This is a genomic window from Roseovarius sp. YIN77 (genome assembly GCF_057219155.1).
In genome coordinates this window covers 73,399-99,482 of record NZ_JBXVVI010000006.1, presented here as the reverse complement: position 1 = coordinate 99,482, position 26,084 = coordinate 73,399, and the positions used below count along the sequence as shown (strand labels likewise).

Genomic DNA, 26,084 nt, shown 5'->3' with positions numbered 1-26,084 from the left:
TAGTTCTCCCTTTTGTTAACGGCCAGTTTCAAAGTCTTTTTATTGTTATTTTCCATAGACATACTCGGGTAACCACAATGCGATTTGCGGAAAGATCATCACCAGCGACAGCGCCAGCACCATGACCATGGCAAACGGGATGATCGATTTGTAAATATCCTTCAATCCGATCTCTGGCGGCGCCATGGCCCGCATCAGAAAGAGGTTATAGCCAAACGGCGGGGTCATATAGGCGATCTGCGTGGTGATTGTATAAAGAACCCCATACCAGATCAGATCAAAGCCCAGCGCCCCCACCAGCGGCACATAGAGGGGCGCGACAATGACCAACATCGCCGTGTCATCCAGAAACGTCCCCATGATGATAAAGCTCAGCTGCATCAGGATCAGGATCATCCATGGCCCCAGACCCAGCTGCTGGGTGAACAGGTTTTCAATCGCCTTCACCGCGCCCAGCCCATCAAAGATCGCGCCAAAGCCAAGTGCGGCCAGAATGATCCACATGAACATGCAGGAAATCGCCAGCGTCTGCCTGACCGAAGTCTCAAACACCTCTTTGGTCATCCGACCCTTGATCACGGCAGCAACGAACGCGGTCATCGCGCCAATGGCCGAACTTTCAACAAGGCTGGTATAGCCTTTGACGAACGGCACCATCATCATCGCGAAAATTGCGAGTGGCAGAATACCGGCCCGCAGCAGGCGCAGCTTTTCCGCCATGGAAACGTTGCGTTCTTCCTCTGGCAGCACAGGCCCCAGATGCGGCTGAATGCGGCAACGCACATAGATGTAGATGATAAACATCGTGGCCATCATCAGCCCTGGAACAACGCCCGCCAGCCACAATTGCCCAACGGGCTGACGCGCGATCATTGCGTATAGGACCAACACCACCGACGGCGGTACCAATATGCCCAAACTCGACCCGGCCTGTATCACCCCCGTGACCATGATCTTGTCATAACCCCGCCGCAACAACTCCGGCAGGGCGATGGTTGCACCAATGGCCATACCTGCCACGCTGAGCCCGTTCATAGCGGAAATCAGCACCATCAGCCCGATCGTCCCGATGGCCAGCCCGCCCCGAACCGGGCCCATCCAGACATGAAACATCTTGTAAAGGTCGTCCGCGATCCGGCTTTCCGACAGAACATAGCCCATGAAAATGAACATTGGCAGCGTCAAAAGCGGATACCATTTCATCAGCTTCATCGCCGCAGAAAACGGAATTTCCGACCCGCCCGTACCCCACAACATCAGCCCCGCCAGCGCGCCGATAAAGCCGATGGCCCCGAACACGCGCTGCCCGGTCATCAGCATCAGCATCATGCCGGAAAACATCAGGATGGCGATCATTTCATGCGACATCAGAACTCTTCCCCTCGGATACGTCCGATATCGCGAAACAGCTCCGCCAGACATTGCAACAGCATCAGAAACACCCCGAACACCAGGATAAATTTCACCGGCCACAGATAGGGCCGCCAGGCGGTGGAGCTGCGTTCCAGAAAACCCAACATCTTGCCAGCGGCAGTGGGGCCCTCGGTGATCAGCACCACAATCAGCTCTTTGAAATAGGTAAACGGCTCCAACCCGAAATAGCCCAGCGAATAGGCCGTCGATCCGATGGCGCCATACAGAAGAATGGACAGGTAAAACATCAAAAACAGAACAGTAAAGGCATCAAACCACGCCTTGGTGCGCAACGACCAGCCGCCATAAAACAGATCCATCCGAACGTTTGATCCCAACTGGATCGAATAGGGCCCGCCCAAAACGTAATAGGCCACCATCACAAATTGCGCCGTTTCCAGCGTCCAGGGGGATGGCAAAAAGAATGTCTTGGACACCGAAGACCACAGCAATACGCCCACCAGCGCAAAAATCAGATACATCGCGATCCGGCCGATAAATCGGTTCATGGCGTCGATGGCACGGATATAGGCACGGATCGGTCTAGCCATGGGCCGACCCCATTTCCAACATCCCTAGCCGCATCAATGCCGGGCGCAGCAAGCTTAGAATATCCTCTGCCATCGCTTGTTCCTGATCGACTGTGCGCACCAGATCATTGCGAAACTCGATCATGACATTTGGCAAGCCTCGACTGATGGCATGGACCTTCAGCGAATGCGTCACCCCATCGGCAGGCCCATAGGGCTGATTGCGTTGAATATTCAGATGCGAAAGCTTTTCGGCCTGGATCAGCATGGCATCGGTCAGGTCCCGATCTGAATCGTGCAAAATACCCAATTCCACGTCCCTATGCGCCCCCAGATAGACGGGGGTAAAACTGTGGATGGTCACAATCGCCGTCGGCTGCGCATTGGCCACACGCCGATCCAAAAGCTCTGACACAGCCCCGCAAAACGGGGTGTAAACATGCGCCACCCTCTCGGCCTTTTGTGCCGCGCTCAGACCACGATTGCCGGGCACATCGTAAATTTCGGATTTTTCGGCTATCGCCCCGGGGGCATCCGGCGGCCTGTTGCAGTCATAAACCAGACGCGACACCATGCCCGCAACCAGTGGCGCATCCAATACCAAAGACAAGGCCTGCGATACCGCCAATGCGCCCGGATCCCAGGCCGCATGGCTGGTGCGCGCCGCATCTGACAGGCCAAGCCCATCATAGCGCTCAGGGATATGATGGCTCGCATGCTCACACAGAATCACCACGGGACCCAATCCATTTGGATTGAAAACCTCTACAACCTCATTGTTTTCATGGATTTGCGACACGTTTCGCCCGTCGTTCAAAGTATTCTGTAAAAAAGTTTTCACATTTGCATTTTTGTGTCAATATATTTTCAGAATAGTCTTGACCTTGATTCATCTAAACCGGAGGACCTCGTGACCAACCCCGAACAAAGCGTTCGAGAGCTGATCCGCCAGCAATTTACCTCTCTCACTCAATCCGAACGGAAGTTTGCGCAGGCGCTTCTGGATGACTATCCATCTGCCGGGCTGGCCTCGATCACCGTTGCGGCAGAAAATGCCGGTGTCTCCACCCCGACTGTGGCGCGTATGGTGCAGAAACTGGGGTTCAAGGGCTATCCGCAATTTCATCAATCCTTGCTGAAAGAACTGCAGGCCAAGGTATCCGGCCCCACCCAACGTCGGGCTAACTGGGCCAGCGAGGCGCCGGAATCGCATCTTTTGAACCGGTTTGCCCAGGCGGTCACACACAATCTGGGCCAGACCTTCGCCAATGTGGACGCCGTCCAATTCGACGCCGCCGTCAAACATCTGGCCAATGATACCGGGCGCCTCTATGTCGTCGGCGGGCGCATCACCAAGGCGCTGGCGGAATATGCCTTTACCCATTTTCAGGCGATCCGCCCACGCGTCACCCATATGACCTCATCCTCCGCCACATGGCCGCATTATGTTTTGGACATGCAAAAGGGCGACATCCTGCTGCTCTTTGATGTCCGACGGTATGAGGCAAACCTGCTGCGTCTGGCGGAACTGGCCTCTGAACGTGGGGTTACGGTGGTTCTGATCACCGATCAGTGGACCTCTCCGGTGGCCGAAATAGCAGCCAGCAGCTTTAACTGTTGGGTTGAAATTCCTTCTGCCTGGGATTCCAATACTTCGACCATGATGCTGCTGGAGGCGCTGATCGCCGCCACCCAGGAACAACGATGGCCCGAAACCAAAGAGCGCTATGAACGGCTGGACAAGCTCTTTGACATGACCCGCCTGTTTCGGAAGTAACCCTTAGCTTCCGCGTGCCAGAACCACCGTTTTGGCCGTGCCAATCAGCAACAGCAGATCATACCAGACAGAGGCCTTGGCCAGATAACGCCGGTCCAGCGCGACCCGTTCCGCGTATGACACGGTTCCGCGGCCGGTGACCTGCCATAATCCGGTCAGTCCCGGGCGGCAGGCGTGATAGACCCATCGTTGGGCTGCGTATTTCCTTAGTTCATCCGCCACAACCGGGCGCGGCCCGACCAGGCTCATGTCACCCTTCAGCACATTCAGAATTTGCGGCAGCTCATCCAATCCGGTTTTGCGCAGAAACCGGCCCAACCATGTCACCCGGGGATCGTGGTGCAGCTTATAGGTCTGTCGCCATTCCCGGGCCGCCTGCGGTCGGTTCTGCAGCCATGTTGTCAACTGGTTTTCCGCATCTGGCACCATGGTCCGGATCTTCCAACAGGTGAAGGTCTGACCATCCGCGCCAACACGACGATGGCCGAAAAAACCAGGGCCACCATCACATCTGACCAACAGCCAAAGCACAATGATCAACGGCACCAGCAACGGCAGCGACAGCGCGACAAATGTAATATCCATCGCGCGTTTCACTGGCCCCGAAACATAGTCCGACGCTCTCACCTGACAGATATCAGCCCGACGCGCTGTTGCCTTCTTTCCCGGTGTCACCAAGGCGTAAAGATTATCGACGTTATGCATAGGCCCCCCAATTGCCAAAGGGCCAGCCACAACAGCATGATGGTCCGAAACGGACCAAGCGCTGATAACCAATCGCCTCTTTGTGCTTAACAGATCGTTAAACACTCTCTTTAAAAATGTTTAATAATGTATTAAATTACTTATGCGTGTGTAGTATTGAGGTAATCGGGTCTAACAACACCGCTGCCGCTCTCTGATGCGCTTCATATCCCAATTGGGTTTGGGCGGCGCCTATCTCCAATGCGGTAAACTGCAACCCCCGTTGCCCACGCGTGATCTCAGCGGCCTCCGGAACCACAGACACCAATCCCGCGGCACCGCCGGATATTTCGCGGATCATCTCGGGCGTCACAAATAACGGGGCGGCGGTCGCATCCAAACCACGCCCGCCCCTGCCCGGGGGGTGGCGCGCGAACCAGAACAACAGCGTCGGCCCGATCGTCGCCAGCAAGGTTTTCATTCGCTCTACCCACACGCGCTGCAGCTCACCCCGCAGCTGTTTAAAGCGCCGACGCGATCGGGATTTCAGGACCTTCAACAGATGACGGGTAAAGATGACCTCGGTGAAATCCACGTCGGGATACAACAGAACCAACTCTCTGGTCGGCCGCAAAAACCGATCATTGCGCAATGGATGTACCGAATAGTAACGATTGGTCTGATTGTGCACCCCTGGAATTTCCAACACCGCCGCCGTCGCGTGATGGGCTGCGTTCAGAATGGACGGGTTGCGCAGATACACATCCAACCCCGCGTTCACACATCCCAGGTTCAGCACCGGCCTATGCAACCGCGCCCCGATCAAGTGCGGGAACGGTGCCTCCATAAACCGTCCGAAAGTTTCAGTGCCACCGAGAAACGCCAGATATGGACGGCTCAGATCGCAGGCGGGACCACGCAAGCCCAGCTTGGCGCTCGACAGCTGCCAGATTTGGTAGTCGACCAGATGGATCCCATGTTGTGCAATTGGCATGAAGTGTTCCAAGAATCGTGACAGAAAGTTTTCCACAAGGGTTGTCGACAAGCATTTCCAATCCCCTAAGTGCCGAAATTGATGAAATCTTTAAGGGTATCTTATGATCGCGTGATTGCGGCAAGCTTCTCTTGCATCCGGCTGACCCCACAGCCTATGGTTCGCGCGAACAGATCGGGATAGGGCGATGGGTATCAAATCAATCGGGATTGTTGGCGCGGGCCAGATGGGCAACGGGATTGCCCATGTCTGCACGCTCGCGGGATATGATGTGATCTTAAACGATATCTCATCCGCGCAACTGGATCAGGCCCGGGGATTGATTGACCGCAACATGGGCCGTCAGATCAGCCGTGGCCTGATATCAGAGGCTGATAAAAACGCCGCCATGGGCCGCCTGAACACCACCCAGACACTGGCCGATGCCGGACAGACCGATCTGGTGATCGAGGCCGCAACTGAACGCGAAGATATCAAGAACGAGATTTTTCAGGGCCTGCTGCCCCATCTGAAACCAGACACGATCCTGACCTCGAACACCTCGTCCATTTCCATCACCCGCCTGGCCAGCCGCACAGACCGGCCGGAAAAGTTCATGGGCTTTCACTTCATGAACCCGGTGCCGGTGATGCAGCTGGTCGAACTGATCCGCGGTATTGCCACGGATGAGCCCACCTATCACGCCTGCCTGAGTGTGGTCGAACGACTGGGCAAAACCGCCGCCAGCGCCGAGGATTTCCCCGCCTTCATCGTCAACCGCATCCTGATGCCAATGATCAACGAGGCCGTCTATACGCTCTACGAGGGCGTCGGGAACGTCGCCTCCATTGACAGCGCCATGAAACTGGGCACTAACCACCCGATGGGGCCACTGGAACTGGCCGATTTCATCGGGCTGGATACCTGCCTTGCGATCATGAACGTTCTGCATGACGGGCTGGCCGACACCAAATACCGCCCCTGCCCGCTGCTCACAAAATATGTCGAGGCCGGCTGGCTCGGCCGCAAAACCCAGCGCGGATTTTACGACTATCGGGGCGAGGCGCCGGTTCCCACACGGTGATCCCACGGGGATTGCGCCCACGCCACCTACGGCTTGCTATGGTGAAGCTCGCTATGTCAAAGTGACTTCAAACCAGGACAATCCAAACAGGTTCGGTGGGCGTATAACCACTTTGCAGGACCAATTGCTGATCAGCGAGTATTCCCATGGCATTGCATGACCATCCCATGTGGCGAAAGCCAAGACATCACCTCGACCTGGATCATGAAAATGACCATGTTCACTGGACAGAACTGTTTTACGACCTGATCCATGTTGTCACCGTGTTTCTTCTGGGCAACTACCTGTCGCATCACCTCGATCTGAACGGGTTTTTGGTCTTCGCCGGCGTGTTCATCACCCTGTGGTATGCGTGGGGTGAGCTCAGCATTTTCAATTCAATCTATGTCAGTACAGATTTGTGGCACCGGGTCATCATGGCCGCCATGATTTGCACATTGATGTTCATGGCAGCGTCAATCCCCGCGATCAGTGGCGGTGGCTGGGTCTATTTCGCCCTTGGCTTTGCCGCCAATCGGGTTTTACTGGCCGTTCTTTACCTTCGTGCGCGCCGAACGAATGCGTCAACGCAATCCCTGTGTACGGAGATGATCCGAAATTTCTCTATCTTCGCGTTCATTTTTGCGATCACCGCCTTTCTGCCGCAACCATTGGCCTACTGGGTGTTCGCAATCGCAATGGTCGCCACGCAAGCGATTTACATGATCCCAAAAATCTCTGTGCTGCGCTTTGAACGGTTTGTTCCGCGTATGGGGCACATGGCAGAACGGTTTGCACTTCTGACATTGATTGTACTTGGCGAAGGGTTCTTCAAACTTGTGGTCACCCTATCGGACAAGGGTATTTACAAAGTGTCCCCGGATGTATTGGTCAATTTTGTGGTCGGTGGCATTTCCGTTTTCGCGATGTGTTGGATCTATTTCGATTTTGTCGGCAATGGCAAACCCAAAGACACCAAGCTTTCCACTCTGGTCATCTGGTGGCTGTCACACCTGACATTGATGCTGTGCGGTGTCATGGTCGGCGTGGCCCTGGCCGCCGAAGTGAAGGTTGGGTTCTGGGAACCCTTCCCGACAAAATACGCCGCCATCGGATGTTTTGGGCTGGCAGGTTACATCGCGATGCTGTGGGCGCTGCAAAATGTGATCGAACGCCGAACAGCAACCGAGTTTGGCAGCTGGGGTGTTCGCCTATTCGGCATCAGCCTCGCCATTGTGACATTTTTTATTGTCCCGCATGTGCCGACCTTAATCGGGAACTTGCTGTGGAGCACGGCGCTCTACAGCCAAATCGTTGTGCCGCTGACCCGGGGATGGATGAAAATCCGCAACGAATAAGAAACGCTCCGCCAGATAGTTCGGGCCTATAATATATCCGATTTCGGCAGATCGTCGGTTCTGCGGGGCCTAGCTTTCGCCCAATCCCAACGTCCGCGCACGAAGCATGGCCATCAGCTCGCGGGTCGTGCCGGTAAACCCGTCGATTTCCTCTGCTGATATCGGCGCGCCGATCACCGGGTTTTGCGGCTTGTTGAACGCGTGCTTGATTTCATACAACAGCAATCCCTGCCGCAAGGTGGCCGAGATTTGATTGGCGATCTGATACCAGCGGGAGTTTTGTCCCGGAAAATAAATCGGCACCACGGTCGCCCCGGACCGTTTGATCATCTTGGCTGTGAACGGATTCCATTCTTGTTCGACGGCCCGCCCAAACCACGTGTCAGAGGCTGCGACCGCGCCAGAGGGGAACAGAACAATCACACCATCATCAGACAGATGATCCATCGAGACTTTGCGCATCTCCAGATTTTTCTGCACCGCGTCCGCCTCATGCGCAAAGGCCACCGGGATCATATTATACTCAATCTCCGGAACACCGGTTAGCAGGGATCGTGTCAGGATTTTGTAATCCGTACGCACCCGTCCGATCAGCGTGGCCAGCACCATGCCATCCACCAACCCATGCGGGTGATTTGCCACCACCACAACCGGGCCCGTCGGTGGAATATTTTGCAGCTGATCTTCGGGGGTTTGCAGATCAATACCCATGACCTCCAACCCCTGATCGAAAAAGGCCTGGCCTTTGGGCACGCCGCGGCGCTCAAAATCACGGACACGGCGCAGCAGATATAACTTGGCCGTCATCCATTCCAGCACGCGGATGGCAAAGACCTTCCAGGGATTGGTGAACGTTGTCGCATAAGACAGGCGCCGACCATCATAGGGCTGATAGTCAGCTTGCTCTACTTGGGTACTGTCTTCTCTGTGATCCATCACACCCGACATACCTCGCGCGTCTCGCCGGCGCGCCCTCAGAAATCTTCGCCAAATTTATCCGCGACCAAAGCTTCCAACGCGACAGACAGCTGTTCGGCTTCGGGGCCGCTCGTGGTCACATCGATTGAGGTGCCCCGGGCCGCCGCCAACATCAACAGCCCCATAATCGAATCTCCCGCCGCCGACAGCCCGTCACGCGACACTTCGGCAGAGGCATCATGCGCCTCGACCACCTCGACCAGTTTGGCAGAGGCGCGGGCGTGCAGGCCCTTTTCATTCACAATTGGCAGCGTTTTGGTGACCACGTCATTTCTCCTGCACGGATGCGCCATTGCAACTGTCAATATACCGACGGCCAGCGGCAAGAGAAGCCTCCACCGCCTGCACGAACGGCTTGTGGCGACTCTTTGCAAGTTTCACCAGCAGCGGGAGGTTTGCCCCATAGATGATTTTGCGATTTTCCAACCGGCAGGCGCACATTGACAGGTTCGAAGGGGAGCCGCCAAACATATCCGTCACCACGATCACACCATCCCCGGCATCAACGGCATCCGCCGCGTCGCAAATCTCTAGCTCTTTGGCCACACGGTCGTCTTCGGGCTCGATCGAGATGGCACGCAGGTTGTCCTGCGGGCCCACCACATGTTCGACAGCGGCCTTATATTCGTGGGCCAGTCCGCCATGGGCTACGATCACAATTCCGATCACGCCTGTTCATCCTGTTTCCTAGGGGGCTGTTGTCCCCGTCGTTCCAATTCCCGGTGCCTCAGCGACACCTGCCAACCCTTCCCGGTCAGCGTCTCGGCCAATTTCTCGGCCACGGCCACGGATCGGTGCTGTCCCCCTGTGCACCCGAACCCAATCGAAAAATGCGCCTTGCCTTCATCGATATATGCCGGAAGAAGCATCTGCGCCAAATCCGTCACCTTGTCAAAGAAGTTATGAAATCTTTCGTCCCTTTCAACATAGTCAGACACCATGACGTCGCGTCCATCCAGCCCGCGCAGGGCCGGTTCCCAATAGGGGTTGCGCAAAAACCGGCAGTCCAAAATCATGTCAATGCCGCGTGGCACTCCGCGTTTGTAAGAAAACGAATTGACCGAAATGACCATCCGTTGGCCGCTTTCGCCTGCAAAAGTGGCCTCCATCTCGGCGCGCAATTCATGCGGGGTCAGATCAGACGTATCCAGCAGGATATCCGCCCGGACCCGGATCGGGGCCAATAGATCGGTTTCCTTGGCAATCCCCACTTCGGGGCTGTCTTCCGGGGCCAGGGGATGGCGCCTGCGGGTTTCGGAGTATCGGCGCGACAACACATCGGGGCGGCTGTCCAGATACAAGACCTCTGCCGACAGATCCGTCAGTTCCCCCAGCCGGTCGATCAATTCGATCAAGGCAGTGGTGCTGAAATCGCGGTTGCGCACATCAATGCCCAACGCCAGAGGCCGATCAATCGGTGGCCCCGCCAGCAGACGGGGCAAGAGCGACATCGGCAGGTTATCGATCACCTCAAACCCGATATCTTCCAGCGCGTTGATCGCGGTGGATCGCCCTGCCCCCGACGGCCCGGTCACCAGCAGCAATCGCTGCCCGCTATCATCGACGTTGCTTACCATTGTCTTCCTTGATCAATCACTGCGGCCCCCTTTTAGATATTGCATCACAGCAGCCGCGAAATAGGTACTCTCGACCTTGTGAAGCAGGGGCAGCGGAACGTCCAGAATGCGACAGCGCCGCGCGGGCGGCAACCTGTCTGTTTCGACTTGTTCCATATCGATGACCAACTGCAACAGGGCACTCTCTTGCACCTCGGCACGCAACAGGCCAACGCCGCGCGCCTCGATCCGGCCTGTCAGTGGTTCAGGGCAGGTGGCAACGATGCCATCACCGCGTCGCGCCAAAATGGTTTGATCATCAGCCACCAGTGACGCGCCCAAACTCATCACCTCTAGCGCCAATCCCGATTTGCCGGAACCGGACGGGCCGATCAACAGGGCAGCCGATCGTCCGACGGCGATTGTTGTGCCATGAAAATAGTGCTGATCGCCATCTCGAATTCCGCTATCGGGGCCGATGATCCTGTCGGTCATACTCACCCCCCATGGTCAGATCGGAAGACCAACCACAAAGCGTGCGCCCAAAGGTTCAGAGGCGATATCGGCATCTGTTGGCCGGATGTTTTCGGCCCAGATCACGCCGCCATGGGCCTCTACAATCTGCTTTGAAATCGCCAGCCCCAACCCGGAATTGTTTCCAAATTGACCCTCGGGTCGTTCGGAATAGAAACGGTTGAATATCTTGTGAAGTGCCTGATCGGGAATGCCCGGTCCGGTATCCTCGACCACCACCAACACCCGGTTTTCCCGCCGCCGTGCCCAGACCCGGATTGCATCGCCGGATTCGCAAAATGATATCGCATTGGAAATCAGGTTTACAAAGACCTGCGCCAGACGCGGTTCCAGCCCCTGAATGATGATCGGATCACGCGGCAGATCAGTGATGAATTCGACACCCTTCTTGCCCGCTTCCCCGCCCAGATGATCGGCCAGATTGCCAACCATGCGCAAGAGGTTGAACGCCTCTTCCTCTTCTTTCACCAGCTCGCTGTCCAACCTGGAAGCGTTGGAAATATCACTGACCAAACGGTCCAGACGGCGCACATCATGGTCAATCACATCCAAAAGCTTGACCCTGTGTTCGTCTTTTTTGGCCACACGCAACGTGCCCACCGCAGATCGCAGACTGGCCAGCGGATTCTTGATTTCGTGGGCGACATCGGCGGCGAATTGTTCGTTGGCATCGATGCGGTCGTAAAGCGCGGCAATCATCCCCCTTAGGGCGCCCGACAGGCGGCCAATCTCATCCGGGCGCGCCGTCAGGTCGGGGATACGCACCCGGCCCGGGCTCATCTTGCGGGCGTTTTTATCCCGCCCCAGCTCGGCCGCCGCCGCCAAATCGGCCAACGGGTTGGCAATGGTCGACGCCAACAGCAGGCTCAGACCAACAGACACCAGAATGGCAATCATAAAGACCTGCAAGACCTGTTCGCGTTCCTGCCGGACCAGTTCGTCAATTTCACCTGCTGCGCTGCTTAATGCGACAACACCGATGGTGCGGCCTCCGCGTTCAATCGGTGTGGCAACAACGAAACTTGTGCGCCCATCCGCCTGACGCCAGGTATGCACTCGCGTCCCATCGGACAATGCATCCTTGGACAATACCCGAATGCCATCGGCAATATCCGCACCATTTTGGTCGCTGCTGTCAGGCGACAACACCGCAGACAGAACCTTCCACATGCCGCTCAGAAAATCGGTAATCACAGTGCTGCGTTCGCCACGCAGCTCTTCAGGCGGGGTTGGGTCGGTCTCGCGCTGGCTGCCCAGCGATGTGCCTACGGGCCGTGCAAACGTATCGTATAGATAAACATCAACCCCACGGCGTAAATCCAGGCTGGATAATGTTTCGCGCATATCAGAGACAGAGGCACCGCTTACAGCTTCCAGTCGGGCCTCGAACACATTGGCGACCAGCTCTGCCTCTGCGATCATTCCGACTTCTCGTTGATAGACCAACGAATCCCGGAACGGGTTCAGAAACAAAACCCCTGCCACCAGAAAAATCATGGCCAAAAGGTTGAATGTGATAATTTTGCGCGCCAAGGGTGACCGGTTCAGCGAAATAACCCGCCTGCGTTCCCGTCCCTGACGGATTTCCTTGTCCACCGAACCATCGGGGCCAACCCAGTCTTCGCCAAGAACAACACTGACCCGCCGTGCAGGTTCATTGTCACTCATGTCAGCCCCCGCTGTCATACTCACTCTTCGTTATACCTGTATCCGATACCATAGAGCGTTTCGATGGCGGAAAATTCATTATCGACCATGCGCATCTTTTTCCGCAGACGCTTGATATGACTGTCAATCGTCCGGTCATCCACATAGACCTGATCGTCATAGGCCACATCCATCAGCTGATCGCGGCTTTTTACAAAACCGGGGCGTTGGGCCAGGGCCTGAAGCAGCAGAAATTCGGTCACCGTCAGGGAGACATCCTGCCCCTTCCACGAAACAGAATGGCGCAGCGGGTCCATCGACAATTCGCCGCGCGTCATGATTTTCTGATCTTCCTCAGTGGCGACCTCATCATTGTCGATCGCTTCCTGCCGACGCAGAAGCGCCCGGATGCGCTCGACCAGAAGGCGCTGCGAAAATGGCTTTTTCACATAATCGTCGGCCCCCATGCGCAGGCCCAGAACCTCATCAATCTCATCGTCCTTGGAGGTCAGGAAAATCACTGGCATCTGGGTTTTCTGGCGCAGCCGCTGCAACAGGTCCATGCCGTCCATGCGCGGCATCTTGATATCCAGCACGGCCATGTCCGGCAGCGCCTTGTTGAAGGCGTCCAGCGCGGACTGCCCGTCATTATAGGTTTCCACTTCGAAGCCTTCAGCCTCGAGCGTAATGGATACAGAGGTCAGGATGTTACGATCATCATCCACCAGTGCGATTTTCGACATGGTGTAAATTCCTTGTGCTGCCCGAATGCCTTCTTTTTTTGGCTATACTCGTGTTTCTGGTCGAGGGAATCAACTTATATCTGCATTTCATTGTTTCGCAGGCGTAAACTGTGGCTGAAAAACCGGCGGGCGCGATGAAATATCGGGCTTTGTTTGCGCTAAACCGATCTTGATTGCGCTAAACCAAACTTGGTGGCGCTAACGATGTCACTGTCCTCTGTTCAATCCCGGATCAGGCTTGTAAAGACGTCGCATCCGACCCGCATCGCGTCGGATTCGCGGCGCTGCCGCCGCGTGAGACGTCAATCAAAGCCGTTTCAGGAAACGGTAACAGGAGCTGACAGATGGCAGGACGGGTCAATCCCGCACATACCCTGGACACACAAGGCATTACTGGTCTGGGCGAAATTCACTACAACTACATCGAACCCACTTTGATCGAAGAGGCCCTGAAACGGGGCGAGGGCACGCTGGGCAAGGGTGGATCGTTTCTGGTGACAACCGGCAAACATACGGGCCGCTCGCCCAACGACAAATTTGTCGTCCACACACCCAGCGTCAAAGACTCGATCTGGTGGGACAACAACGCCCCGATGGAACCGGCAGCCTTTGATGTGCTTTACGCCGATATGATCGAGCATATGAAGGGCCGCGATTATTTCGTGCAGGACCTTTTTGGCGGCGCTGATCCGGCCTATCGCCTGGACGTGCGCATGGTCACCGAACTGGCCTGGCACGGCCTGTTTATCCGGCACCTTCTGCGCCGTCCCGACCGCGAGGATCTGGATGAATTCGTTCCCGAGTTTACCGTCATCAATTGCCCCAGCTTCAAGGCAAACCCCGAACGTCACGGGTGCCGGTCGGAAACCGTCGTTGCGCTGAACTTCGACAAAAAACTGATCCTGATCGGAGGCACCGAATATGCGGGCGAGAACAAGAAATCAGTCTTTACGCTCCTGAACTACATGCTGCCGGCCAAAGGCATCATGCCGATGCATTGCTCGGCCAACCACGCCCAGGGCAATCCGGTCGACACGGCAATCTTCTTTGGCCTGTCGGGCACCGGTAAAACCACCCTGTCCGCCGATCCCAAACGGGTCTTGATCGGTGATGATGAACATGGCTGGTCCAACCGCGGCACCTTCAATTTCGAGGGCGGCTGCTATGCCAAAACCATAAATCTGAATCCCAAGGCCGAACCAGAGATTTACGCAACGACGACCAAATTCGGCACCGTCATCGAGAACATGATCTTTGATGAGGAAACCAAGGATCTGAATTTCAAGGATGACAGCCTCACCGCCAACATGCGCTGCGCCTATCCTTTGGACTATATTTCCAACGCCTCGCAAACTTCGCTGGGCGGGCATCCGAAAAACATCATCATGCTGACTTGCGATGCCTTTGGCGTTCTGCCCCCGATCGCGCGGTTGACGCCAGCGCAGGCAATGTATCACTTCCTGTCGGGCTTCACGTCCAAAGTTGCGGGCACCGAACGCGGTGTGACTGAACCGGAGCCCACATTTTCCACCTGTTTCGGCGCCCCCTTCATGCCGCGACGGCCAGAGGTTTACGGCAACCTCTTGCGCGAAAAGATCGCCAAACACGGCGCGACCTGCTGGCTGGTTAATACAGGCTGGACCGGCGGCGCCTATGGCGAAGGATCCCGAATGCCGATCAAGGCCACCCGCGCGCTGCTGACGGCCGCACTGGATGGCACCCTGGCCGATGCCGAGTACCGCAAGGATGAAAATTTCGGCTTTGACGTTCCGATCCATGTTCCTGGCGTGGCCGACATTCTGCTGCAACCACGCCGCACCTGGGCCGACGGCGCCGCCTATGATCGTCAGGCAGCCAAGCTGGTGGATATGTTCGCCAAGAACTTCACCCAGTACGAGGCCTATATCGACGACGATGTCAAAGCCATCGCCATCGGTTGATCACAATAATCAGGGTCGCGCCGCGATGACGTGACCCTGAATTTTTGCCTCCACCGGTCCATCCCCCCAGCGTTGCTGGATCGCTTGTTCCGCAACCCGCGTCGCCTGCGACAGTCCCCGTGGGTCGCGTGCCACCAACTCGTCTCTTAACGGGGTTCCCTGGCAATAAGCCTGCGCCGGGATAAGGGCCGATTTGGCCACACTCGTGGCGCGCACCGTGTCGATGGTGATGCGCGTAAACCCGGCCTGCTTCAGCTCTTTCTCGATCAGGATCGTATCATGATAACCGTGCGGTGTGCGCTTCATGAACAGCGGCGGATCGTCGGGGTACAACTTTCCCACAGCCGTGGTGACAACATCCGCGAACTCGTTTTCCTCAATCCGGTCCCAGACGTTGAACAGAAACGCACCGTCAGGCTTTAGCACCCGGCGCGCCTCTCGATACCCGGCAATCCGATCCGGGAAAAACATCACCCCAAACTGGCACAGGACAACATCAAATTCGCCCTCTTCAAATGGCAAGGTCAACGCATCAGCCACACGCCAATCAATCCGCGGGTCTTGGGGCTGTACTGATCGCGCGTGGGACAACATCGGCGCGTTCAGATCGCTAACCACATAACGGGCCCGTTGGTCCAGCAATGGGGCCAGCGCCCGCGTCACCACCCCGCTGCCTGCTGCTGTCTCCAGCACATTTTTGGGCGCCTCCTGCGCCGCAAGCCGCGCCAGATTGCGCGCATAATCCGCGAAAATCAGTGGCACCAGAAAGCGATCGTAATTTTCAGGAACCGCCCCGGTAAAAACGTTATCTGATTGTGTCATCACACCCCCCCTTTTGCTGACACATAGCACAAATTCGGTGCCCGTTTCGTCACCGTCGCAATACCGACGCAATACCGACGTGCTGCAGCTACCCCAAAACCCCCCGCCGGATTAGGTTCAATCCGGCCAGGATCAGAACGATCAGGGTGAGTTTGCGGAACAGATTTTGATCCAGACGGTCCTGAAGCTTAAATCCCAACCACATGCCCGCCACGGCCGGCAACACCGCAAAAACTGACAGCGGCAAGGTCTCTTTTGAAATAACCCCGGTCTGAAAATGGGCCAGAAACAATGCGACAGAACCCAGGCCATAAATCACCCCCTGCGCCCGGATATGGTCTTGCTTGGGGACCTCCAGCAGGGTCAGATAGATCACGGTCGGCGGCCCCCAAACCCCTGACAAACCACCAATAAATCCGGCCACGGCACCGATAACGGCCTCGATCCGAGATCGAGACTCCGGTCGAATTGCCCAGCGAAACCCGCTGAGAAGCAGGACGGAAAACAGCGTCACCGACACCCCGATCACCAAAAACAAAGACGCCTGTGACAGCATCAGGATCAACTGCGCCCCGGCGACCAGAAATCCAAGCCCGACCATCAGGAATATGCGAAACCTCTGGATCGTGTGCCACATGGCGCGCCACCCCTGCCGCAGTGCCTGCACCCCGTTGGTCAGCATGGTTGGCAGGATCAAAATCGCCAGTGCAACATGCATTGGCAAAAACAGACTCAAGCCCGATATCATCAGCATCGGCATGGCAAAACCAACCGCACCCTTTATCGCCCCCGCCCCAAAAGCCACGAGCGATATCAACACCAGAACCTGAAACTCCATGTCTCCCAAACCGACATCTCCAAAGCTGCACGACAGCTATACGCGGCCTGTTGGGGCAACGCATCATATTTCGAGTTGATATTATCGTTCAATTTCCAATCATGTTTCGTATTTTTGTTGCGCTGCAGGTGCAAAGTAACTATCAAGAGCGAAATCCCTAAGGGGCAGATACAATGGCGCATGACGGACAAATTTCGATGACCTCGACACCTTTAATTCCCGGTCTTTTGGACGCAACAAAAGCTGCGGTTTCACCAGCACAAAATCTGTTTAATATTGCAAAATCAAATCTCTATGATCGCGTTAATGTGGATGGTCGCATCTCAGGTGACCGGGTCGAAGAACACCAGCATTCTGCCCACGCTTTGTCCTGGCTCGCCACCTATGTCGAATCGCTTGTGCAGATGCAGCAATGGGCCGAACGTCTGGACAAGGCGGGCCGCTTTGGAGAGTTGGAACAGTTGATCCATCAGATTGCCTTTGGTGAATACCTGAACCAGATCATCGGCGGCATCCCCATGAGCCAGGGAGAGATCGCCCGCCCCCGTGACCTTGGCTTGACAGAGGATGATCTGGCAGACCTTCGCACAGCAACCACGCCATTGACCGAAGGCGGCAATTCAAACGCCGCCCGGATGCGTCTGGTCGAACTGATGCAGGACAATCACGGCCATGCCACCTTTGGCGCCACCGGTCTGGACGAAGAGTTGGAAATGATCCGCGAACAGTTCCGCCGTTTCGCCGATGACCGTGTAACACCCAACGCCCATGGTTGGCACCTGAAGGACGAGTTGATCCCGATGGAGATCATCGAGGAACTGGCAGAAATGGGCGTCTTTGGCCTGACCATCCCCGAAGAGATGGGCGGCTTTGGCCTGTCCAAGGCGTCGATGGTCGTGGTGTCCGAAGAACTCAGCCGGGGCTATATCGGTGTGGGCTCTCTTGGTACGCGGTCTGAAATTGCCGCCGAACTGATCCTGTGCGGTGGCACGGTTGAGCAGAAACAAAACTGGCTGCCGAAACTGGCCAGCGGGGAGATTCTGCCTACGGCTGTTTTCACCGAACCCAATACCGGATCTGACCTTGGCAGCCTACGCACCCGCGCGGTGAAGGTCGGTGACGATTACGAGGTGACCGGCAACAAAACCTGGATCACCCACGCGGCTCGCACCCATGTGATGACTCTTCTGGCCCGCACCGACCCCAACACCACCGATTACCGTGGCCTGTCGATGCTCTTGGCGGAAAAGACACCGGGCACGGATGAACACCCCTTCCCGACCGAGGGCATGACCGGGACCGAGATCGAGGTTCTGGGCTATCGCGGGATGAAAGAATACGAACTGGGCTTTGATGGGTTCAAGGTGAAGGGCGAAAACCTCTTGGGCGGGGTCGAGGGGCAAGGCTTCAAACAGCTGATGCAGACGTTTGAGAGCGCCCGCATCCAAACTGCCGCGCGCGCCATTGGCGTGGCCCAAAACGCGCTTGAGGTGTCGATGCAATACGCCATCGACCGCAAGCAGTTCGGCAAATCCCTGATCAACTTCCCGCGCGTGGCTGGCAAGCTCGCCATGATGGCAGTGGAAATCATGATCGCCCGTCAGCTGACCTATCATTCCGCCTGGCAGAAAGATCACGACAAGCGCTGTGACCTAGAGGCCGGGATGGCGAAACTACTGGGGGCTCGTGTCGCCTGGGCCGCTGCCGATAATGGTCTGCAAATCCACGGCGGCAACGGCTTTGCCCAGGAATACCAGATCAGCCGCATTCTATGTGACGCACGTATCCTGAACATCTTTGAAGGCGCAGCGGAAATTCAGGCACAGGTCATCGCCAGACGCCTGTTGTCTAACTGAGGCGCTAACGCGCCACACGTTCTGGCACTACGTGCGCGTTGGGGCCCTGCCCCAAACCCCGGAGTATTTCCGGCAAAATGAAGAATGGATATCCACCCTATCCACGAATTCAAGCATATGACACGGATAGGGCTTCACCTTGCACAGCCATCGGCTCTCCAACCTGTTCCGCGATCACAGTTCTGGGCGATCAAGGTTAACAAACCCTGAAATCCCACACTTCATTTTGCAAAAATACTCTCGCCGGAGGCACCCCGAGCCGCCCCTGTGGCGGCGAGATATAAGCGCGGCGCCGTCAGGCGCCACCATCAGGTTACACCCACTTGGCCATCGGCGGCAGGCTCATCAAAACCGCATTCGCGTCATGCCCGGTTTCCAACCCGAACTTCGTTCCCCGGTCATAGACCAGATTGTATTCGGCATAGAGACCGCGATGTTCAAGCTGAGCGTCTTTATCCGCATCGGACCAACTCTGAGTCCGACGTTTTTCAATCAGCGGCACAAAGGCCGGCAGAAACGCCCGGCCAACATCCTGAATAAAAGCAAAATCCGCCGCCCAGTCGCCGGTATTGTGGTCATCCACGAATATCCCGCCCACACCGCGGGCCCGTTTGCGGTGCGGGATATAGAAATACTCATCTGCCCAGGCCTTCAGCCGCGGATAGGTCTCTGCCCCGTGCCGGTCGCAATGCACTTTTTGAACGCCGTGAAAATGCGCGGTGTCTTCGTCATATTCGATACAGGGATTCAGATCGGAGCCCCCGCCGAACCACCACCCATGCGGGGTCCAGAACATGCGGGTGTTCATATGAACCGCGGGGCAATGCGGGTTTTGCATATGGGCGACCAAGGAAATACCCGACGCCCAAAACCGAGGATCTTCTGCCATGCCTGGCAGACCCTTTCGCGCCGCCATCGCCGCCTGCGCCCGTTCGCCCAACTGCCCATAAACGGTCGAGACATTGACGCCGACTTTCTCGAACACCCGGCCGCCGCGCATCACACTCATCAAACCACCACCCGCATCTGATCCATCATCAGACTGGCGGCGGGTCTCAGCAACCTCAAACCGCCCGGCGGGCGTATCGCTCAACGGGCCGGTCATGTGGCTGTCTTCCAGATGTTCAAAGGCGGCTACAATCTCATCGCGCAGCGCCCGGAACCAGCCAGAGGCGCGGGATTTCTCGTCAGCAAATTCGGTGGTCATCGGGTGCTCCTGCGATTCGGCGCAGGATTAGCGGGTTTCAGCCAAACTGACCAGAGTGTGATCCTGCGACGCTTGGCAGCGGGACCAATCGGGCCTAGGCTCGCCCAAACCAGAACAGAGGTCCCCATGTATCGTTACGCCATCCTGATTGCCCTGATCACCGCCGCCTGCACCAGTCCGCAGGCCAAATGTGAAAGCGACGCACGGCAAGAGCTTGAAACCATCGATCAGCGGATCGCAGAGGTGCGCGCCAATCTGGACCGAGGTTATGCAATTGACGACCGCGGGCCAAGCGTCGGCGTGAACCTGTGCGCAGGCAACCGTAGTTCCAACATCGGGATCAGCCTGTGCACATCGCCGACCATTGCCGGTGGTGACAAGCCCGTTCCCATTGATGCAGAGGCCGAAGAACGCCGCCTGCGCACCCTGCTGTCTGCCCGCAATCGCGCTGAACAACGGATGGAGGCTGATTTGGCCGCCTGTCAGGCCGGGTGAGATTGAAAAAGTGGTAGTCGATGGCGGATATGAGCCCGTTGCTGATGCGGCTCGGCTGCTAGTCAATTCGTCTTACTAGAACTTGGTTGCCCTCGCCGCGTTTCGTTTCAAACGTTTTCAGCGTAGCGATCAGGTCACTGAGTTTGCGTTTGCCATAACTGCGTGTGTCAAAGTCCGGTGCGGCTGCGGTAATGTATTGACCGATTTGCCCCAACGCGAACCATTCGTCGTCCTGACTGATTGCATCCATTGCGCGGTTCACCAGCTTGGTCGGATCTTCTATTTGAGCCGCATCTTCAGTCAGCTCTTTTTCATTCTTGGGATTCTGTTTCGGTTTTGTTTTTGATGGCTCAGAGATCAGGTTTTCAACATAAATGAACCGTTTACATGCCTTCACGAACGCGGCTGGGGTTTTGCGCATCCCCATTCCAAACACGTCCACCCCCTGTTCTCGTATGCGGCTGGCCAATCGGGTGAAATCACTATCTGATGAAATCAGCACAAAGCCGTCGAACCGACCTGAATGCAAGATATCCATAGCATCAATGACCAGTGCAATGTCGGACGCATTCTTGCCAGTGGTATTGGCGAATTGCTGATGGGGTACAATCGCCAAAGCCGCCAGCTTTTCTTTTGTCCAGCCTTGCGCACCCGCTCCAGAGAAATCCCCATAGATGCGGCGAATGCTAGCCTCGCCCAGCGAAGCGATCTCTTCAAACATGACTTCTGCATGTTTGGCTGAAATATTATCAGCATCGATTAGTACGGCCAGAAGTGGCGGTTTGGGTGGGCTTTGCATCACACTAAACTTTCTTTTGGCAGAGACCTTAGTATCGGGCCCTCGCATTTCCTAGTGTAAGGATTGATATGCAGCAACGCACGATACTGTAATCTTTCCACAGTACCGAAATAGCGAAGTTAAAACTATGATCCTCGACTATACTCGGCTTACTAGAAAGATGTCTGCTGCCCCTCACACCCCGGGGCACTCAAACCCACCGCACCAATCACGCCACCAGTGCTTCGGCCTTCTTCAAATCCACACTTACCAGTTGGCTGACACCCTGTTCAGCCATGGTCACGCCAAACAGCCGGTCCATCCGCGCCATGGTTACGGCGTGGTGCGTGATGATCAAGAAACGGGTGTCGGTGCGGCGGCACATTTCGTCCAGCATATCGCAAAACCGGGTGACGTTGGCATCGTCCAGCGGTGCATCGACCTCGTCCAACACACAGATCGGGGCCGGATTGGCCAAAAACACCGCAAAGATCAACGCCAGTGCGGTCAGGGTCTGTTCCCCGCCCGATAGCAGCGATAGCGTGGCCAGCTTTTTGCCCGGCGGCTGACACATGATTTCCAGGCCAGCCTCCAGCGGATCATCGCTCTCGACCAGAACCAGTTTCGCCTCACCCCCGCCAAAAAGGTGCGTGAACAACAAGGCAAAGTTGGAATTAACCTGTTCAAACGCGGTCAAGAGACGCTCCCGCCCTTCTTTGTTCAGGCTAGAAATGCCGGACCGCAGTGCCTTGATCGCCTCTTCTAGGTCGGACTTTTCCTTCAGTAGGCTATCATGTTCTTCCTGCACATCTTTGGCATCTTCTTCGGCCCGCAGATTGACCGCCCCCAGCGCGTCACGCTGGCGTTTCAGCCGGTTCACATCGGCCTCGATCGTCTCTGCGCCCGGCATCTTGTCCGGGTCAGTGGCCAGTTGTTCCAACAAAGCTTGGGGGGTCAGATCCTGTTCTTCGCTGATCCGCGCCTCGGCCGCATGCACGGTTTCCACCGCCGCATCGGCGCGTGCCTGGGCGGCGGCTCGTGCCTCGCGCGCGTCAGAGGCCCCGCGTTCGGCATCACGTTCTGCCAACACCGCACCCCGCAGGTCTGTTTCGCCCTTGGCCAGCGCATCCGCCGCTGCCTTGCGACGGGACTGTGCCGTTTCGATGGCTTCCAGATTTTGTTCGCGCTCTGCCGCGATCTGATCCGGTGCACCTGTCGCCTCTGCCAGCTCCGCTTCCGAGTTTGCCCGGCGCTCCGCCAGCTCTGCCGCGCGTTTTTCTGCAGTTTGCAACCTATGGCGCCAGCCGCTGACTTCCTTGGTGATTTCCTGGCTTCGCTTGGTGCGTGCGTCACCTTCGCGGCGCAGCTCGTCATGCAGCGACCGTTTGGTCATCATCGTCATGCGGGCGGCCTCGACCGTCATCTTGATGTTTTCAACTGCTGTTCTGGCGGCTTCCAGATCACCCAGTTCGGCCACGCCCTTTTCCGCCTCGGCCACGGCTTTGCGGGCTGACATGGCCTCTTCCTCATGGCGGGTCACGGCCATGGTCAGGGATTCCAGCTTCCCTGCCGCAATATCGCGATCGGCCTCGGCCCGCGATTGGGCGCGCGAGGCTTCAGTCATAGCGCGGTCGGCGGCACGGCGGGCCTCACGTGCGGCCTGATCAGCACGGGTCAGATCGGCCAGGGCCTTGGTCAAAACCTCATGGGCGCGCACGGCCCCCTCGGCTCGGGCATTGGCCTCTTCCAGATCGCGCTTCAATTCGACCAGCCGGTTTAGCTGTTGCAGACGCAGCGCCGCTGCGGTTGGGGCGTCCTCGGCCCCGGCCCGAAACCCATCCCACCGCCACAGATCGCCCTCGACACTGACCAGACGCTGTCCGGGTTTCAGATCGGCCTGCAGGCGCGGCCCATCCGCCGCATCCACCAACCCTACCTGCCCGATGCGTCGAACCAGAACTTCTGGCACCGCGACATAGTTGTTCAGCGACCGAACCCCGTCTGGCAGGGTCTGTGGGCTGGCATAACCCGGCAATGGTGCCCAGCCCGATGCCGCATCGGCACTGATTTGCGGCGCGCGCAGATCATCGGCCAATGCCGCGCCCAGCGCCTTTTCATAGCCACTGTCAACACGCACAACATCCAGAACCTGCCCGCCTTCGGCGGTATCTCGTTCAACCAGTTTGGCCAGCGCCGACACCTCGGCGCGCAGCGCATTGGCCTCGCCTTCTGCCTCTGACCGTTCGGCGCGCACATCGGCCTCCCGCGCTTGCGCATCAGATCTGGCATTATCGGCCTTCACCAGATCTGCCTCTGCCTGTTCAGCCGCAGTCTCTGCCTGGACTTGCGCTGTCGCTGCCGCGTCCAGATCGGTTTTCGCCTTGGTCAATGCTGTCTGGGCGCCTTCGACGGCAGAGCGGGCACGATCGGCCTCGGCACTGCTTTTGCTCAGCGTCTTACGTGTGTCATCCAGCAATCGATGTGCGGATTGATGACGCGCCGCCAGACGGGCAACATCCTCGGTCATCTGACCCAAGGATGTTTCGCGATCCGACAAAATGTCTGATGCGTCCTGCGCCTCTGCCGCAGCCGATACCAGCTTGTCCTGATGACCCTCTGACGCCTTTGCCAGTTGCTTTTGTTCCCAATCAAGCCGTTCAATGGTTTCTTCGGCATCGCGGTTCAACCCGGCCTCGCGATCCATATCGCGGGTCAGTTGTTCAATACGCGCGCTCAATGTTTCGATCGCCTTCAGCGCCCGCTCTTCCTGATCGGTCAGCGTGTCGCGCTGAACCTGCAGGCGCTGCAAAACCGCAGCGGCGATCGCCTCTTCCTCGCGCAGGGGGGGTAGTTTTTCTTCCGCCACTTCGCGTGCTTTGGCAGCCTCGCGCGCTTGCCGTTCGCCAACCCCAGCCGCCGTAGTACATTCAGTCAGGGCCTGAACCGCCGCCAGCCGCAGTTCGTCAGCCTCTTTCCAGCGCCGGTAAAGCAGCAATCCCTCGGCCTGGCGCAACTCTTCGCCGATACTGCGATACCGCGCTGCCTGCCGGGCTTGACGTGCCAGTTGCGTCAACTGATTGGCCAGTTGTTCGACCACATCGTCAACACGCGACAGGTTGCTTTCTGCCCCTTTCAGCTTCAGCTCTGCCTCATGGCGGCGTTGGTACAGCCCAGAGATCCCCGCGGCCTCTTCCAAAATCCGGCGGCGCGATTTCGGCTTGGCATTGATCAGTTCAGAGATTTGTCCCTGCCGCACCAGCGCTGGCGAATGCGACCCGGTCGAAGCATCGGCAAACAGCATCTGCACATCGCGGGCGCGCACGTCCTTGGTATTGGCCTTATAGGCCGATCCGGCATCGCGGGTGATCCGGCGCACGATTTCCAGCGTGTCCTGATCATTGAACCCAGACGGCGCCAGCCGTTCGGCATTGTCGATCTGCAGGACGACCTCGGCAAAATTGCGGGCGGGTCGCGTCGCCGCCCCGGCAAAGATCACATCCTCCATGCCGCCACCTCGCATTGCGGTCGGGCGGTTTTCACCCATCACCCAGCGCAATGCTTCCAGCAGGTTCGACTTGCCACATCCATTTGGGCCAACCACACCGGTCAACCCATCCGCGATCACCAGATCGGTGGGATCAACAAAGCTTTTGAAGCCATTCAGCCTGAGCCGCGAAAATCGCAAGGGCACCTTCCAGAATGTGATTCCTATCCCCAGTGATTGTTTGGGGCGAAAGGATCAGAGTCAACGATTTTGCACTGTATATAGATGCAGCTTTAGGGGTTATCCACAAGATATCGGCGTTCCACGCGGAAAATTGCCGGGTTCAGACGTCATCCACAACAAATGTGCCCCATTGAAAACTTTGCTTGGGGGACCGTAGTTCATAGCTGCCATCCGGGAATATACCAATATGGGCGCACAGGGTTTCGCCCTGTCGAACCCGACGCCATTTGGAACAGATCAGATCGCGATCGACCCACCATTCGCCGCGATCCTCTCCGCGGCCCGGCACGATCAAACGTGCCCGGCCGTCAGGATGAATGTGCGCAGACCCGGAAAACCCATACCCCTGCCAGCTGATCCGCACCCCATCCGCAACTAGGGCGTCCAGCTCCTCAGCACTTAATCGGGTCCCTTCTTCAGAACATCCGGACAGGAGCAACACACCCAAAACTATCGCAAATAATCGCGTCATGCTGTGTATGAGAACCAATCAAGACCCTGCGGTCAAATCACCGGTTCGTGTGCCTAACGCTCTGCCGTGACCAGCTTCAGCGCCAGCCCGACAAAGACAGCCCCGGCAATCCGGTTGATCCAGACCTGCACACCGGGTTGACGGCGCAGCATCCCACCCAACGTGCCACCACCCAGGGCAACCCCACCAAAGACGACGATGTTTACAACCACCATCAACCCGCCCAGCGCCAACATCTGCAATCCCAGTGGGCCCCGGGCTGGATCGGCAAACTGCGGCAGAAAGGCCAGAAAGAAAATTGCCACCTTGGGGTTGGTAATATTCATGATCAGCCCGCGCAGATACAGCTTGGCCAATGGCACCTGAACCTGTCTGCTGGTTAAATCAGAGCGCCCCGCCCGAAAGGCCTGATAGGCCAGATAGAGCAGATACCCCGCCCCGCAGAGCTTTAGCACCGTGAACGCCATGTCGGATTGCGCAAAAAGTGCCGCCACCCCCAGCGAGACCGCGATCGTGTGAACCAATACCCCGGTCGTCAGACCCAGCATCACAAACAGACCAGCCAGCCGCCCGTTCATCGCCGATTGCGTCAACACAAACACATTGTCCGGCCCCGGCGCCATGGCCAACAACGTGGCGGCAGAGAGGAACAAGATGATCGTGTCAAACGGCAGCATGATGCACCTTTCAGTT

The 26,084-nt window shown here is 57.1% G+C and carries 25 protein-coding genes; 6 read left to right on the top strand and 19 right to left on the bottom strand.

The window, feature by feature from the left end; all coding sequences use genetic code 11:
- Window positions 1-45: 45 nt before the first annotated feature.
- Genes AC2D8P_RS08150 through AC2D8P_RS08140 form a run of 3 tightly spaced genes read right to left on the bottom strand, consistent with a single transcriptional unit; the run spans window position 46 to window position 2,742 of the window.
- On the bottom strand, window positions 46-1,368 hold the full coding sequence (locus AC2D8P_RS08150) for a TRAP transporter large permease (protein ID WP_484701825.1): 1,323 nt from the start codon (window positions 1,366-1,368) through the stop codon (window positions 46-48).
- Complete coding sequence (locus AC2D8P_RS08145; RefSeq protein WP_484701824.1) at window positions 1,368-1,964, bottom strand: TRAP transporter small permease subunit; 597 nt, start codon at window positions 1,962-1,964, stop codon at window positions 1,368-1,370. The genes AC2D8P_RS08150 and AC2D8P_RS08145 overlap by 1 nt, the downstream gene beginning before the upstream one ends.
- Window positions 1,957-2,742, bottom strand: coding sequence for an N-formylglutamate amidohydrolase (locus AC2D8P_RS08140; protein WP_484701872.1), 786 nt, complete (start codon window positions 2,740-2,742; stop codon window positions 1,957-1,959). Before AC2D8P_RS08140 ends, AC2D8P_RS08145 begins: the two co-directional genes overlap by 8 nt.
- Window positions 2,743-2,853: 111 nt before the next feature.
- Here AC2D8P_RS08140 and AC2D8P_RS08135 point away from each other — a divergent pair, with 111 nt between their 5' ends.
- A complete protein-coding gene (locus AC2D8P_RS08135) occupies window positions 2,854-3,720 on the top strand; it encodes a MurR/RpiR family transcriptional regulator (protein ID WP_484701822.1) in 867 nt (288 codons plus the stop codon).
- A gap of 3 nt (window positions 3,721-3,723) precedes the next feature.
- Here AC2D8P_RS08135 and AC2D8P_RS08130 read toward each other — a convergent pair whose 3' ends face one another.
- Together AC2D8P_RS08130 and AC2D8P_RS08125 are read right to left on the bottom strand one after the other, a co-directional pair.
- The gene (locus tag AC2D8P_RS08130) at window positions 3,724-4,425 is read right to left on the bottom strand and encodes a sugar transferase (RefSeq protein WP_484701820.1); all 702 of its coding nucleotides are present in this window, start codon (window positions 4,423-4,425) and stop codon (window positions 3,724-3,726) included.
- 136 nt (window positions 4,426-4,561) lie between these two features.
- Window positions 4,562-5,398 (bottom strand): DUF6473 family protein, encoded by an 837-nt coding sequence (locus AC2D8P_RS08125; protein WP_484701818.1) that lies wholly within the window; start codon window positions 5,396-5,398, stop codon window positions 4,562-4,564.
- Window positions 5,399-5,585: 187 nt separating this feature from the next.
- On the opposite strand from AC2D8P_RS08125, the gene AC2D8P_RS08120 reads away from it, so the two are divergent.
- Entirely contained in the window at window positions 5,586-6,461 is an 876-nt protein-coding gene (locus AC2D8P_RS08120) for a 3-hydroxybutyryl-CoA dehydrogenase (RefSeq protein WP_484701815.1), read from the top strand.
- A 146-nt stretch (window positions 6,462-6,607) separates the two neighbouring features.
- Window positions 6,608-7,798 carry a low temperature requirement protein A gene (locus tag AC2D8P_RS08115; protein ID WP_484701813.1) on the top strand — a complete coding sequence of 397 codons (1,191 nt, stop codon included), beginning with the start codon at window positions 6,608-6,610 and terminating at the stop codon, window positions 7,796-7,798.
- Between the two features lie 69 nt (window positions 7,799-7,867).
- On the opposite strand, the gene AC2D8P_RS08110 is transcribed toward AC2D8P_RS08115, so the two are convergent.
- The 7 genes from AC2D8P_RS08110 to AC2D8P_RS08080 are packed head-to-tail and all read right to left on the bottom strand — an operon-like array spanning window position 7,868 to window position 13,256.
- Complete coding sequence (locus tag AC2D8P_RS08110; protein ID WP_484701811.1) at window positions 7,868-8,734, bottom strand: lysophospholipid acyltransferase family protein; 867 nt, start codon at window positions 8,732-8,734, stop codon at window positions 7,868-7,870.
- 38 nt (window positions 8,735-8,772) lie between these two features.
- Window positions 8,773-9,042, bottom strand: a complete 270-nt coding sequence (locus tag AC2D8P_RS08105; protein WP_484701809.1) for an HPr family phosphocarrier protein — start codon at window positions 9,040-9,042, stop codon at window positions 8,773-8,775.
- A 1-nt stretch (window position 9,043) separates the two neighbouring features.
- Window positions 9,044-9,445: a PTS sugar transporter subunit IIA gene (locus tag AC2D8P_RS08100; protein WP_484701807.1), complete on the bottom strand. Its 402-nt coding sequence runs from the start codon at window positions 9,443-9,445 to the stop codon at window positions 9,044-9,046.
- Window positions 9,442-10,353 (bottom strand): RNase adapter RapZ, encoded by a 912-nt coding sequence (gene rapZ, locus AC2D8P_RS08095; protein ID WP_484701805.1) that lies wholly within the window; start codon window positions 10,351-10,353, stop codon window positions 9,442-9,444. Before rapZ ends, AC2D8P_RS08100 begins: the two co-directional genes overlap by 4 nt.
- A gap of 12 nt (window positions 10,354-10,365) precedes the next feature.
- Window positions 10,366-10,827 carry an HPr kinase/phosphorylase gene (locus tag AC2D8P_RS08090; RefSeq protein WP_484701803.1) on the bottom strand — a complete coding sequence of 154 codons (462 nt, stop codon included), beginning with the start codon at window positions 10,825-10,827 and terminating at the stop codon, window positions 10,366-10,368.
- 15 nt (window positions 10,828-10,842) lie between these two features.
- On the bottom strand, window positions 10,843-12,552 hold the full coding sequence (locus AC2D8P_RS08085; RefSeq protein WP_484701801.1) for a sensor N-terminal transmembrane domain-containing protein: 1,710 nt from the start codon (window positions 12,550-12,552) through the stop codon (window positions 10,843-10,845).
- Between the two features lie 2 nt (window positions 12,553-12,554).
- Window positions 12,555-13,256, bottom strand: coding sequence for a response regulator transcription factor (locus AC2D8P_RS08080; RefSeq protein WP_484701799.1), 702 nt, complete (start codon window positions 13,254-13,256; stop codon window positions 12,555-12,557).
- 344 nt (window positions 13,257-13,600) lie between these two features.
- Between AC2D8P_RS08080 and AC2D8P_RS08075 the strand changes: the two genes are divergently transcribed.
- Window positions 13,601-15,196: a phosphoenolpyruvate carboxykinase gene (locus AC2D8P_RS08075; RefSeq protein ID WP_484701797.1), complete on the top strand. Its 1,596-nt coding sequence runs from the start codon at window positions 13,601-13,603 to the stop codon at window positions 15,194-15,196.
- A 9-nt stretch (window positions 15,197-15,205) separates the two neighbouring features.
- Here the strand turns inward: AC2D8P_RS08075 and AC2D8P_RS08070 are convergent, their stop codons facing one another.
- Both AC2D8P_RS08070 and AC2D8P_RS08065 read right to left on the bottom strand, forming a co-directional pair.
- Entirely contained in the window at window positions 15,206-16,018 is an 813-nt protein-coding gene (locus AC2D8P_RS08070) for a class I SAM-dependent methyltransferase (protein WP_484701795.1), read from the bottom strand.
- 88 nt (window positions 16,019-16,106) lie between these two features.
- A complete protein-coding gene (locus AC2D8P_RS08065; RefSeq protein WP_484701793.1) occupies window positions 16,107-16,856 on the bottom strand; it encodes a sulfite exporter TauE/SafE family protein in 750 nt (249 codons plus the stop codon).
- Between the two features lie 173 nt (window positions 16,857-17,029).
- Here AC2D8P_RS08065 and AC2D8P_RS08060 point away from each other — a divergent pair, with 173 nt between their 5' ends.
- Window positions 17,030-18,712: an acyl-CoA dehydrogenase family protein gene (locus AC2D8P_RS08060; RefSeq protein ID WP_484701792.1), complete on the top strand. Its 1,683-nt coding sequence runs from the start codon at window positions 17,030-17,032 to the stop codon at window positions 18,710-18,712.
- Between the two features lie 313 nt (window positions 18,713-19,025).
- Here the strand turns inward: AC2D8P_RS08060 and hemF are convergent, their stop codons facing one another.
- Window positions 19,026-19,919, bottom strand: coding sequence for an oxygen-dependent coproporphyrinogen oxidase (gene hemF / locus AC2D8P_RS08055; protein ID WP_484701790.1), 894 nt, complete (start codon window positions 19,917-19,919; stop codon window positions 19,026-19,028).
- A 126-nt stretch (window positions 19,920-20,045) separates the two neighbouring features.
- Between hemF and AC2D8P_RS08050 the strand changes: the two genes are divergently transcribed.
- Window positions 20,046-20,414, top strand: a complete 369-nt coding sequence (locus tag AC2D8P_RS08050; RefSeq protein ID WP_484701789.1) for a hypothetical protein — start codon at window positions 20,046-20,048, stop codon at window positions 20,412-20,414.
- 58 nt (window positions 20,415-20,472) lie between these two features.
- On the opposite strand, the gene AC2D8P_RS08045 is transcribed toward AC2D8P_RS08050, so the two are convergent.
- From AC2D8P_RS08045 to AC2D8P_RS08030, 4 genes are all read right to left on the bottom strand, one after another.
- A complete protein-coding gene (locus AC2D8P_RS08045) occupies window positions 20,473-21,213 on the bottom strand; it encodes an NYN domain-containing protein (protein WP_484701788.1) in 741 nt (246 codons plus the stop codon).
- Between the two features lie 208 nt (window positions 21,214-21,421).
- Window positions 21,422-24,877 carry a chromosome segregation protein SMC gene (gene smc / locus AC2D8P_RS08040; protein ID WP_484701787.1) on the bottom strand — a complete coding sequence of 1,152 codons (3,456 nt, stop codon included), beginning with the start codon at window positions 24,875-24,877 and terminating at the stop codon, window positions 21,422-21,424.
- 142 nt (window positions 24,878-25,019) lie between these two features.
- Window positions 25,020-25,391 carry a hypothetical protein gene (locus tag AC2D8P_RS08035; RefSeq protein WP_484701785.1) on the bottom strand — a complete coding sequence of 124 codons (372 nt, stop codon included), beginning with the start codon at window positions 25,389-25,391 and terminating at the stop codon, window positions 25,020-25,022.
- Window positions 25,392-25,444: 53 nt separating this feature from the next.
- Entirely contained in the window at window positions 25,445-26,068 is a 624-nt protein-coding gene (locus AC2D8P_RS08030; RefSeq protein ID WP_484701784.1) for a LysE family translocator, read from the bottom strand.
- Window positions 26,069-26,084 lie beyond the last annotated feature (16 nt).